9 protein-coding genes are annotated in these 11,468 nt (G+C 51.3%); 4 read left to right on the top strand and 5 right to left on the bottom strand.

The annotated features are described in order from the left end of the window. The 3 genes from pqiA to rlmKL all read right to left on the bottom strand — a co-directional run bounded on the left by pqiA (position 1) and on the right by rlmKL (position 5,485). A complete protein-coding gene (pqiA, locus tag FEK47_RS07990) occupies positions 1-1,254 on the bottom strand; it encodes a membrane integrity-associated transporter subunit PqiA (RefSeq protein WP_130222101.1) in 1,254 nt (417 codons plus the stop codon). A gap of 203 nt (positions 1,255-1,457) precedes the next feature. Continuing rightward, a complete protein-coding gene (locus FEK47_RS07985; RefSeq protein ID WP_130222102.1) occupies positions 1,458-3,365 on the bottom strand; it encodes an ABC transporter ATP-binding protein in 1,908 nt (635 codons plus the stop codon). A gap of 11 nt (positions 3,366-3,376) precedes the next feature. After that, positions 3,377-5,485, bottom strand: a complete 2,109-nt coding sequence (gene rlmKL, locus FEK47_RS07980; protein WP_064528388.1) for a bifunctional 23S rRNA (guanine(2069)-N(7))-methyltransferase RlmK/23S rRNA (guanine(2445)-N(2))-methyltransferase RlmL — start codon at positions 5,483-5,485, stop codon at positions 3,377-3,379. A gap of 242 nt (positions 5,486-5,727) precedes the next feature. Here rlmKL and ycbX point away from each other — a divergent pair, with 242 nt between their 5' ends. Beyond that, on the top strand, positions 5,728-6,837 hold the full coding sequence (gene ycbX / locus FEK47_RS07975; protein ID WP_138183158.1) for a 6-N-hydroxylaminopurine resistance protein YcbX: 1,110 nt from the start codon (positions 5,728-5,730) through the stop codon (positions 6,835-6,837). Here ycbX and zapC read toward each other — a convergent pair. Then, positions 6,834-7,376, bottom strand: a complete 543-nt coding sequence (zapC, locus tag FEK47_RS07970; RefSeq protein WP_064528385.1) for a cell division protein ZapC — start codon at positions 7,374-7,376, stop codon at positions 6,834-6,836. The two genes, ycbX and zapC, sit on opposite strands and share 4 nt — an antisense overlap. A 172-nt stretch (positions 7,377-7,548) precedes the next feature. Continuing rightward, the gene (pyrD, locus tag FEK47_RS07965; protein ID WP_130205367.1) at positions 7,549-8,559 is read right to left on the bottom strand and encodes a quinone-dependent dihydroorotate dehydrogenase; all 1,011 of its coding nucleotides are present in this window, start codon (positions 8,557-8,559) and stop codon (positions 7,549-7,551) included. Positions 8,560-8,795: 236 nt separating this feature from the next. Between pyrD and ssuE the strand changes: the two genes are divergently transcribed. Genes ssuE through ssuD form a run of 3 tightly spaced genes read left to right on the top strand, consistent with a single transcriptional unit; the run spans position 8,796 to position 11,465 of the window. Further along, a complete protein-coding gene (gene ssuE / locus FEK47_RS07955) occupies positions 8,796-9,371 on the top strand; it encodes an NADPH-dependent FMN reductase (protein WP_001263932.1) in 576 nt (191 codons plus the stop codon). Then, positions 9,364-10,323: an aliphatic sulfonate ABC transporter substrate-binding protein SsuA gene (ssuA, locus tag FEK47_RS07950; protein ID WP_135486366.1), complete on the top strand. Its 960-nt coding sequence runs from the start codon at positions 9,364-9,366 to the stop codon at positions 10,321-10,323. Before ssuE ends, ssuA begins: the two co-directional genes overlap by 8 nt. Further along, complete coding sequence (gene ssuD, locus FEK47_RS07945; protein WP_135486367.1) at positions 10,320-11,465, top strand: FMNH2-dependent alkanesulfonate monooxygenase; 1,146 nt, start codon at positions 10,320-10,322, stop codon at positions 11,463-11,465. Before ssuA ends, ssuD begins: the two co-directional genes overlap by 4 nt. The last annotated feature ends 3 nt before the right edge of the window (positions 11,466-11,468 follow it).

Here is an 11,468-nt window from a genome sequence, read left to right as displayed (position 1 = left end):
TCAGGACTCCTCATGCTCTGGTTCAGGTTGACGATCCCACGACAAACGTGGATCAAACGTCATCGCAGAAAACATTGTCATAATGACGACTAAAGCAAACATTAATGCACCCATTGCCGGATAAATACTCATTAAGCCTCCCATACGCACCAGCGCCGAGAGCACCGCTATCACGAAAACGTCAATCATTGACCAGCGGCCTACAAACTCAACAACTTCGTAAATCAAATGCATTCTTTCACTATCACGCTTGCCGTGCCCTTTCGCATCCCAGCACAGCCAGGCTATGGCGATCATCTTTAAAGTTGGCACCATGATACTGGCTAAAAAGATGACGGCGGCAACCGGATAAGAGCCTTCGCTCCATAATAAGATAACCCCGGCGAGAATGGTCGACGGCATCTTAGAGCCTAAAAAATCGGTCACCATAATGGGTAAGATGTTCGCCGGGAGATATAACATGATCGACGTAAAAAGCAGTGCCAGCGTCCATTGCAGACTGTTTTTGCGTCGAACATATCCTTTGGTGCCACAGCGCGGACACACTGGATCATCGGCAGGAAGAATTGCCGTACAGCATGAGCAAGAGCGCAGCCCCTGGCGTATTCCCGTTATGCCCGGTTTCAGCGTCTGGTGAAGCTCTGGCATCGGGGCAATATCATCCCATAACCAGCGGCGATCAACGCACTGAAAGGCGCGTAATTGCAGCACACAAAATAAACACCAGGGAATGAAACTACTGCCCACGCCAATGCTGCCGTAAGCCATCAGTTTGACAAAACTGACCAACACACCGGCAAGGAAAATCTCAGCCATTCCCCAGGTTTTGAGCTGAAAAAGTACCCGCCCCAGTTGTTCTTTTAAACGAACAGGTATTTCCGCGCGATTAACCAACAGTAAAATAGTGATCAGGCAAAACGCGGGGACCAGTTGCACAAACAACAGGAAAAAAGTACCGAGGCTGGCATAGTCCTCGGAAAACAGTACGCCCGGGATTTCCAGCAACGTAATCTCACTGGTTACCCCTGCAACGTTCATATTGACAAAAGGGAACAGGTTGGACAGCAGCAGCATGAACAGTGCAGCCAACGCATAAGCGGTAGGACGCTGTCGAGGGGCATCCCACGCAACGGTTAACGTTGTGCCACACCGAGGACATGCCGCCTTCTGACCATGCTCAAGGTGGGGTAAAACCACCAGCATGTCACACTGCGAGCACAGGATGTGCTTCGCGGCATGATGATGTTCGCACATTGGTACTCCTTAATGATGCGCTATTTACAGAATGCTGACATAGCACTCGCTTTTAATGTCGGATGCTGAACTACCGCATTATCCGCTCAGGGAGCTCGTGGAAACGCAATAAATTGACGTTTCCACCCAGGCCAGATAAGCGTAGCGCATCAGGCAATTTGGCCGTTGTCAGCAGTCTCTCTTTTCACTTAACTGATTAGCGATCAGCCACCATTTTTTAACGCTTCAAGATACTCCCAACGTTCAAAAGCCTGCTCCAGTTCCTGTTCAGCGGCAGTCAGATCAGCGAGCACTTTTTGCGTATGCTCATGGGGCTGGCTGAAGAAAGAGGCATCTGCCACCTGCGCCTGTAAGGCTTCCAGTTTTGCTTCCAAATCTTCAAGCAGTTGCGGTAGCTGTTCTAATTCGCGCTGCAATTTATAGCTTAGTTTGCTACTGCTGCGTTTTACAGTTTCTGCTTTCGGCGCAGCTACTTCTTCGTTTTTTTTCACCGCAGGCTGTTTTAACGCCACATACTGTTCTTGCTGTCCGCGCGCGTCGTGATAACCGCCGACATAACGGCCAATTTTGCCGCCACCTTCGAAGATCCAGCACTCTGTTACGGTGTTATCAACAAACTGACGATCGTGACTAACCAGCAATACTGTACCCTGGTAGCTGTCGATCAGCTCTTCAAGCAGTTCCAGCGTTTCAACATCGAGATCGTTGGTCGGTTCGTCGAGGATCAGTAAGTTACTTGGTTTCAGGAACAGACGCGCCAAAAGCAGACGGTTACGTTCCCCGCCAGAGAGCGCGCGCACCGGCGTCATCGCCCGTTTCGGATGGAACAGGAAGTCCTGTAAATAACCCAGTACATGGCGCGGTTTACCGTTAACCATCACCTCTTGCTTACCTTCAGCAAGGTTATCCATCACCGTTTTGTCGGGATCGAGTTCCGCGCGGTGCTGGTCAAAATAGGCGACTTCCAGTTTAGTGCCGACATGAATGCGTCCGCTGTCCGGCTGAAGTTGACCAAGCATCAGTTTCAGCAACGTGGTTTTGCCACAGCCATTCGGGCCAATCAGGGCAATTTTATCGCCACGTAGTACCTGGGCAGAAAAATCTTTCACCAGTTGCTTACCGTCAACCTGGTAGCAAACGTCTTCCATTTCGAAAACGATCTTACCGGAGCGACTGGCCTCTTCTACCTGCATCTTTGCAGTACCCATTACCTCGCGACGTTCACCGCGTTCACGACGCATTGCTTTCAGCGCACGCACGCGGCCTTCATTACGGGTACGACGCGCTTTGATCCCCTGACGGATCCACACTTCTTCCTGTGCCAGTTTGCGATCGAACTCGGCATTTTGTAGTTCTTCCACGCGCAGGGCTTCTTCTTTTTCCAACAAATACTGGTCGTAATTACCCGGATAGGTGACCAGTTTGCCGCGATCGAGATCGACAATACGCGTCGCCATATTGCGAATAAATGAACGGTCGTGGGAGATGAAAATAATCGTACCGTTGAACGTTTTCAGGAAACCTTCCAGCCAGTCGATGGTTTCAATATCCAGGTGGTTAGTCGGTTCATCGAGCAGCAACACGCGCGGATTGCTCACCAGCGCTCGCCCTAATGCGGCTTTACGCAACCAGCCGCCGGAAAGCGACGACAGCGCGACGTTAGGATCTAATCCCAGCTGTGCCAGCACTTCGTTGATGCGGTTTTCCAGTTGCCACAGGTTGTGGTGATCCAACTGTTCCTGTACTTTCGCCAGTTCGTTGAGATTTTTCTCGCTCGGGTCGTTCATCACCAGGCGCGAAATATCGTGATAGCGTTTCAGGTATTCCGCTTGTTCTTCAATGCCTTCGGCAACGAAATCATAAACGCTACCCTCAACGTTACGCGGTGGATCCTGCTGCAAACGCGCAACGATCAAATCTTGCTCGTAAATAATGCGACCGTCATCCAGCCCCTGTTCACGGTTGAGGATCTTCATTAACGTCGATTTGCCTGCGCCGTTACGGCCCACCAGACAAACACGTTCGTTATCTTCGATATGCAGTTCTGCGTTATCGAGAAGCGGCGCGTCGCTGAACGACAGCCATGCGCCATGCATACTGATTAATGACATTACTATTCCTTTCAGGCTGCGGTAATCAGCCAGCAGTTGTGGATCTGGCGGTTACGGGCGAAATCCTGGGAGAGCGTTTTTTGCGTAATTTCTTGTGCTTTCAGTCCCAGTTTTGCCAGTCCGTCAAGATCCATACGGAAACCACGTTTGTTGTTCGAGAACATGATCGTCCCACCTGCACGCAGCAGACGTTTCAAATCTTTCATCAGCGCCAGATGATCGCGCTGAACATCAAACGCATCTTCCATTCGTTTTGAGTTAGAGAAGGTTGGCGGATCGATAAAGATCAGATCGAACTGTTCATTTGCCTCACGCAGCCACGCCAGGCAATCGGCCTGAATCAGGCGATGCGCACGACCGGTTAAGCCGTTAAGGCGCAGGTTTCGTTCTGCCCACTCCAGATAGGTACGCGACATATCCACCGTAGTGGTGCTGCGCGCGCCGCCTAATCCCGCGTGCACGGTGGCGCTACCGGTATAGGAGAACAAGTTGAGGAAATCTTTGCCTTTGCTCATCTGACCGAGCATACGACGGGCGATACGGTGATCGAGGAACAAACCAGTATCAAGATAATCCGTCAGGTTCACCCACAGGTGAGCGTTATATTCGGTGACTTCAAGAAACTCGCCCTTCTCGCCCAGTTTCTGGTACTGATTTTTGCCCTTCTGGCGTTCACGGGTTTTCAGCACCAGTTTGTTTGGCGCAATCCCGAGTACCGAAATGGTCGCCGCGATAATATCGAACAGACGTTGACGCGCTTTGTGCGCATCAATGGTTTTCGGCGGCGCATACTCCTGCACCACCACCCAATCGGCGTAGCGGTCAACGGCAACGTTGTATTCCGGTAGATCGGCGTCGTACAGGCGGTAGCATTCAATGCCTTCCTGACGCGCCCACTTCTCGAATTTTTTGAGGTTCTTACGCAGGCGGTTGGCGTAGTCTTCTGCCACCATTGCCGGTTTGCTGTCTGGAGTGCTTTCGGCAACGTGGTAATTTTTCTGCACGCAGTCCAACGGACCGTTTTTCGCTTTGTACTGTTTGTCTGCACGCAACTGCAGGCAACTTAACAGATCCGGCGAGGCACTGAATAAAGAGAGATTCCAGCCGCCGAACTGGTTTTTCATGATTCGGCCCAGCAGGCTATGCAGCGCAATCAGCGCCGGTTCGCTGTCCAGACGTTCACCGTATGGCGGGTTGCTCAACACTGTACCGTATGGCCCTTTCGGCAGCGGATTGGTCAATTGCGCGACATCTTTCACTTCAAAAGTGATCAGTTCGCCAATCCCCGCAAGACGGGCGTTGGTGCGCGCACGTTGAATCACCCGCGCATCGCTGTCGGAACCGTAGAAATGAGAGTTGTACTCAGCCAGACCTTTACGGGCGCGGGTTTGCGCTTCCGCTTTTACTTCTTGCCAGATAGCTTCATCATGTTGCGCCCAGCCGCTAAAGCCCCAACGCCCGCGGTGCAAACCTGGCGCGCGATCGGTCGCCAGCATCGCCGCTTCAATCAACAACGTACCGGAACCACACATCGGATCAAGCAGCGGTGTTCCTGGCTGCCAACCGGAACGCATCACAATTGCCGCCGCCAGAGTTTCTTTGATCGGCGCAATACCCGCACGATCACGATAGCCGCGCAGATGCAAACCATCTCCACTTAAATCGAGAGCGATGCTGGCGGTTTCTTTATTTAGCCAGACGTTCACGCGGATATCCGGCGCATCGCGATCGACATTCGGACGCGGCAGATTCTTACGGGTGAAAGCATCAACGATCGCATCTTTGACTTTCATCGCGCCGTACTGGCTGTTGCGGATGGTGTCATTCAGACCGCTGAAGTGGACAGCAAAGGTCGCGCCAGGATTAAACATCTCTGTCCAGTTGATCGCCTGAACGCCGAGATAAAGGTCTAAGTCACTGTAAACCTTGCACTCGCCCAGCGGCAACATAATACGCGAGGCCAGGCGACTCCACATCAGGCTCTGGTAAACAAGCCGCGTGTCGCCCTTGAAATGGACCCCACCCTGAACCACCTGGCATTCAACGGCCCCCAGGTTTTCGAGTTCAGTTTTTAACAGCTCTTCCAGCCCACGGGCCGTACTGGCAAACAGAGAATTCATATCGTCACTTTTACTCTAAGGCCTACCGCAGTAGGCGTAATTGTTGCAGTCAGTTTGGACATGGACAGCACGGAGAAACCGGAACGTACACCAGTACGTGAGGATTTCGAGCACTGCCCAGGGCTAAACTGACAAATAAAATAGCCTAACGGGATAGGCACTAAGAAAATTGTTGCGCATTATAGCTAATAAGCGCGTCATGTCATAAAGTTGAGGGCTTATTTTCATTTGAGGACCGCACCGTGACGACATTAACCCGGCTTTTTATTCATCCTGTTAAATCGATGCGCGGCATCGGTCTGACGCATGCTCTGGCTGATGTCAGCGGTCTGGCCTTCGATCGCATCTTCATGGTCACCGAACCTGACGGTAGATTTATTACTGCGCGCCAGTTTCCGCAGATGGTGCGGTTTACCCCTTCGCCCGTGCATGACGGCTTACATCTCACCGCGCCAGATGGCAGCAGCGCATACATCCGTTTTGCTGATTTCGCTATGCAGGACGCGCCAACCGAAGTGTGGGGTAACCATTTTACTGCACGCATTGCGCCAGATGAGATCAACAAATGGTTAAGCGGCTTTTTCTCCCGTGAAGTGCAACTGCGCTGGGTAGGACCGCAGATGACACGGCGCGTAAAACGCCATAACACTGTACCCTTGTCGTTTGCTGATGGCTATCCGTATCTGCTCGCTAATGAAGCCTCACTGCGTGATGTGCAGCAACGCTGCCCGGCAAGTGTAAAAATGGAGCAATTTCGCCCCAATCTGGTGGTTTCCGGCGCGGCAGCCTGGGAAGAAGATACCTGGAAAGTGATTCGCATTGGCGATGTGGTGTTTGACGTGGTAAAGCCCTGCAGCCGCTGTATTTTCACCACTGTCAGCCCGGAAAAAGGACAAAAGCATCCGGCAGGCGAACCGTTAAAAACGCTGCAATCATTCCGCACTGCCCAGGATAATGGCGATGTCGATTTTGGTCAGAATTTAATTGCCCGCAATAGTGGCGTTGTTCGTGTTGGTGATGCAGTGGAAATTCTTGCAACTGCACCGGCGAAAATCTACGGCGCGGCAGCCGCAGACGATACTCTCCCGACAACGCAGCAAATGAATGCAAATGTAGATATCGACTGGCAAGGACTGGCATTTCGCGGTAATAATCAACAGGTTTTGTTGGAGCAATTAGAAAATCAAGGGATTCGGATCCCCTATTCTTGCCGCGCGGGCATATGCGGAAGTTGTCGGGTTCAGCTTCTGGAAGGCGAAGTCACCCCGCTGAAAAAATCAGCTATGAGCGACGACGGGACAATTCTTTGCTGTAGTTGTGTACCGAAGACTGCATTGAAACTGAAAGGTTAAACGGCCTGTTCAAGGCTGAAGCTGTCATAACTCATATGAGGTTTCAGTCTGTCATTCATAATTTTGATGGCGTCACCCAGTTGCATGGCGCGACCAGCGATGACAACACAAGGCTGCGCAAGGAGACACAGCGCGGCATTTTCGCCAGATTCAACAACCAGCAGGCTGACTTGTTCATTGGTATCGCTTAACCAGACACAGGCTGCATCACCCGGCACTGGCGACCACATTTCACCATGAGAAACAAAATGCCAGCTTTTCGGCATTTGCGGTTTGAGATAACGAACTGCCACCAGCGCATTAAGCACCAGTTCAGCTTTTTGTTCTTTTGATAAGTTAAGGTCGCGGCATTTTTCTTCAAACGAGAAATAGAGCGCGGCATCATCAACGCAGAATCCCGCTGGAGAAAAGGCATCTGGTGTCAACATTTTGCGCGCAAAACGTGAGCGAAATAGCATGCCATTGGCTAAATCAAGCATCATTCGATCATGCTCTTCATCATAATACCAACGCCAGTTATCGTCTGGTTTAATTCGCATATGCTTCTCCTCTACCCTATAAATCCACTGCAACATATTCCATTGTCGCTTCGCTTAATAACCTCAACAAAAAAGTACAAAATGTCTAAATAAGTAACAGCAATGAATATAAAACAACCAGGGCTGAAAATAAAGCCCTGATTATCTTATAAAGAGAAAATGAAAGAAATAATTAGATATGGTTAACGATTTCTTTAATCAGCGGCGGACCTTTAAAAATAAAACCGGAATAAATTTGCACCAAAGAAGCCCCCGCAGCTATCTTCTCGCGAGCAGCAATTACCGAGTCAATACCACCAACACCAATAATCGGTAAGCGGCCGTTTAATTCCTGCGACAAGCGACGAATAATTTCCGTACTTTTTAATTGTAAGGGACGACCACTTAAGCCACCGGTTTGATCACAATTTTTCATCCCCTGAACCAAAGAACGATCGAGTGTCGTATTAGTTGCAATGACGCCATCAATATTATGGCGAACTAAACTATCGGCAACCTGGATCAACTCTTCTTCAGAAAGATCCGGCGCGATCTTCACTGCTATTGGTACATATTTATGGTGGTGCGCTTGCAGATCATTTTGTTTATTTTTAATTGCCGTTAATAAATCATCCAGTGCTTCGCCATATTGCAGAGTGCGTAATCCCGGGGTATTTGGTGATGAAATATTGATGGCAATATATCCTGCATAGGCGTAGATTTTTTCCATACAAATCAGATAGTCATCTTTGCCTTGCTCAACCGGCGTATCTTTATTTTTGCCGATATTGATTCCCAGAACACCGTCGTAGTGGGCTTTTTTAACGTTCTCTACGAGGTTATCAACGCCGAGGTTATTAAAGCCCATACGGTTTATTAAACCTTCAGCATCTACCAGGCGAAAAAGACGCGGTTTGTCGTTTCCTGGTTGTGGACGCGGGGTGACAGTACCGATCTCGATCGATCCAAATCCCATTGCACCAAGGGCATCAATACACTCCCCGTCTTTATCAAGACCGGCTGCCAGGCCAAGCGGGTTTTTAAAGGTCAGTCCCATACAGTTAACCGGCTTCGCTGGAACATTTTGCCGAACAAGCGCTTCAAAGGGTGTTCCGGTGATGCGGCGTAATTGCTGAAAAGTAAACTCGTGTGCGCGCTCTGGATCGAGCTGGAAAAGGGCTTTACGAACGAAGGGGTAGTACATGAACTCTCCTGGATTCCCGGTGTGCAAACCGGGGGCGTATTATGTGCGAGTTCGCAGCAAAAGGGAATTGACCTGCAGCAATAAATAGCAAACGTTTTCTTGTTGCGCCTTTTTTATGCTTTTTTTGGCTTTCCTTCTTCAGATAAATCATTTCGACTCACGAACGCCCTCTGTCAGACTGACCGAATTGTTATCAATATTAACAAAACAAGAACAATTGGTTATAAGGAGAGAATATGCGTGTCATCACCCTGGCGGGTAGTCCTCGCTTTCCTTCCCGCTCCAGTTCCTTACTGGAATATGCGCGGGAAAAACTGAATGGCCTGGATGTTGAGGTTTATCACTGGAATCTGCAAAACTTCGCCCCGGAAGATCTGCTCTATGCCCGTTTCGATAGTCCGGCACTCAAGACCTTCACCGAACAGCTACAACAGGCCGATGGGCTGATTGTCGCCACACCTGTGTATAAAGCCGCCTATTCCGGCGCGCTGAAAACCCTGCTCGACCTGCTGCCGGAACGCGCTTTGCAAGGCAAAGTGGTGCTACCGCTGGCGACGGGCGGCACGGTGGCTCATCTGCTGGCGGTCGATTACGCACTTAAGCCAGTTTTAAGTGCGCTGAAAGCCCAGGAGATCCTGCACGGCGTGTTTGCCGATGACTCTCAGGTGATTGATTACCATCACAAACCACAGTTCACGCCAAATCTGCAAACCCGTCTTGATACCGCGCTGGAAACCTTCTGGCAGGCGCTGCACCGCCGTGATGTTCAGGTTCCTGACCTTCTTTCTCTGCGAGGTAATGCCCATGCGTAACATCATTAAACTGGCGCTGGCGGGATTACTTAGCGTCTCAACACTCGCAGTTGCCGCAGAGTCTTCGCCAGAGGCGTTAAGGATTGGCTATCAGAAAAGCAACATCAGTTCGGTACTGGCGAAAAATTACCAAATGCTGGAAAAACGTTATCCGCAAACAAAAATCTCCTGGGTGGAGTTTCCCGCTGGCCCGCAGATGCTGGAAGCGTTAAACGTTGGCAGTATTGATCTCGGCAGTACGGGGGATATTCCACCCATCTTTGCTCAGGCCGCCGGGGCTGATTTGGTGTACGTGGGCGTCGAGCCGCCGAAGCCAAAAGCCGAAGTGATTCTGGTACCAGAAAACAGTCCGATCAAAACCGTAGCCGATCTTAAAGGTCACAAAGTTGCCTTTCAGAAAGGTTCCAGTTCGCACAACCTTTTACTGCGCGCCCTGCAACAGGCCGGGCTTAAATTTACCGATATCCGGCCCACTTACCTGACGCCCGCCGATGCCCGCGCCGCGTTTCAGCAAGGTAACGTCGACGCCTGGGCTATCTGGGATCCCTACTACTCCGCCGCGTTATTACAGGGCGGCGTGCGGGTGTTGAAAGACGGCACGGGTCTCAATCAAACCGGGTCGTTTTATCTGACTGCTCGCCCCTATGCAGAAAAAAACGGCGCTTTTATTCAGGGTGTGCTCACAACCTTTAGTGAGGCCGATGCGTTAACCCGCAGCCAGCGCGAGCAAAGCATCGCTTTACTGGCAAAAACAATGGGCTTACCGGCTCCGGTAATTGCCTCGTATCTGGATCATCGTCCTCCCACCACCATCAAACCGGTTAACGCCGAGGTTGCAGCCTTACAGCAGCAAACGGCAGATCTGTTTTATGAAAACCGTCTGGTGCCGAAAAAAGTCGATATTCGCCAGCGCATCTGGCAGCCCACGCAACTGGAAGGAAAACAATTATGAGTCTGAATATGTTCTGGTTTTTACCGACCCACGGTGACGGGCATTATCTGGGAACGGAAGAAGGTTCACGCCCGGTTGATCACGGTTATCTGCAACAAATTGCGCAAGCGGCGGATCGTCTGGGTTATACCGGCGTGCTAATTCCAACGGGGCGATCGTGTGAAGATGCGTGGCTGGTGGCGGCGTCGATGATCCCGGTGACGCAGCGGCTGAAGTTTCTTGTCGCCCTGCGCCCCAGCGTAACCTCACCTACCGTTGCCGCCCGCCAGGCCGCCACGCTTGATCGTCTCTCTAACGGACGCGCGTTGTTTAACCTGGTCACAGGCAGCGATCCACAAGAGTTGGCAGGCGACGGCGTATTCCTCGACCATAGCGAGCGTTACGAAGCATCGGCGGAATTTACCCAGGTCTGGCGACGTTTATTGCTGGGCGAAACGGTGGATTTCAACGGCAAACATATTCATGTACACGGAGCCAAACTGCTCTTTCCACCAATTCAACAGCCCTACCCCCCGCTTTACTTTGGCGGATCGTCAGACATCGCCCAGGATCTGGCCGCCGAACAGGTTGATCTTTATCTCACCTGGGGTGAACCGCCGGAACTGGTTAAAGAGAAAATCGAACAAGTGCGGGCGAAAGCTGCCGCGCATGGACGCAAAATTCGTTTCGGTATTCGTCTGCATGTGATTGTTCGCGAAACCAACGACGAAGCGTGGCAGGCCGCTGAACGGTTAATCTCCCATCTTGATGATGAGACCATCGCCAAAGCACAGGCCGCATTCGCCCGGACGGATTCCGTAGGACAACAGCGAATGGCGGCGTTACATAACGGCAAGCGCGACAATCTGGAGATCAGCCCCAATTTATGGGCGGGCGTTGGCTTAGTACGCGGTGGTGCCGGGACGGCGCTGGTGGGCGATGGTCCGACGGTCGCTGCGCGAATCAACGAATACGCCGCGCTTGGCATCGACAGTTTTGTGCTTTCGGGCTACCCGCATCTGGAAGAAGCGTATCGGGTCGGCGAGTTGCTGTTCCCACATCTGGATGTCGCCATTCCGGAAATTCCCCAGCCGCAGCCGCTGAATCCGCAAGGCGAAGCGGTGGCGAATGATTTTATCCCCCGTAAAGTCGCGCAAAGCTAAGGA

Source organism: Escherichia sp. E3659 (assembly GCF_005781135.1).
In the GTDB taxonomy this organism is placed as follows: Bacteria; Pseudomonadota; Gammaproteobacteria; order Enterobacterales; family Enterobacteriaceae; genus Escherichia.
This window is presented reverse-complemented; position numbering and strand designations above follow the sequence as displayed.

Bases quoted from the DNA above. Each gene is read 5' to 3' on its own strand.
- pqiA (WP_130222101.1), bottom strand. From the start codon at position 1,254: ATGTGCGAACATCATCATGCCGCGAAGCACATCCTGTGCTCGCAGTGT.
- FEK47_RS07985 (WP_130222102.1), bottom strand. From the start codon at position 3,365: ATGTCATTAATCAGTATGCATGGCGCATGGCTGTCGTTCAGCGACGCG.
- rlmKL (WP_064528388.1), bottom strand. From the start codon at position 5,485: ATGAATTCTCTGTTTGCCAGTACGGCCCGTGGGCTGGAAGAGCTGTTA.
- zapC (WP_064528385.1), bottom strand. From the start codon at position 7,376: ATGCGAATTAAACCAGACGATAACTGGCGTTGGTATTATGATGAAGAG.
- pyrD (WP_130205367.1), bottom strand. From the start codon at position 8,559: ATGTACTACCCCTTCGTTCGTAAAGCCCTTTTCCAGCTCGATCCAGAG.
- ssuE (WP_001263932.1), top strand. From the start codon at position 8,796: ATGCGTGTCATCACCCTGGCGGGTAGTCCTCGCTTTCCTTCCCGCTCC.
- ssuA (WP_135486366.1), top strand. From the start codon at position 9,364: ATGCGTAACATCATTAAACTGGCGCTGGCGGGATTACTTAGCGTCTCA.
- ssuD (WP_135486367.1), top strand. From the start codon at position 10,320: ATGAGTCTGAATATGTTCTGGTTTTTACCGACCCACGGTGACGGGCAT.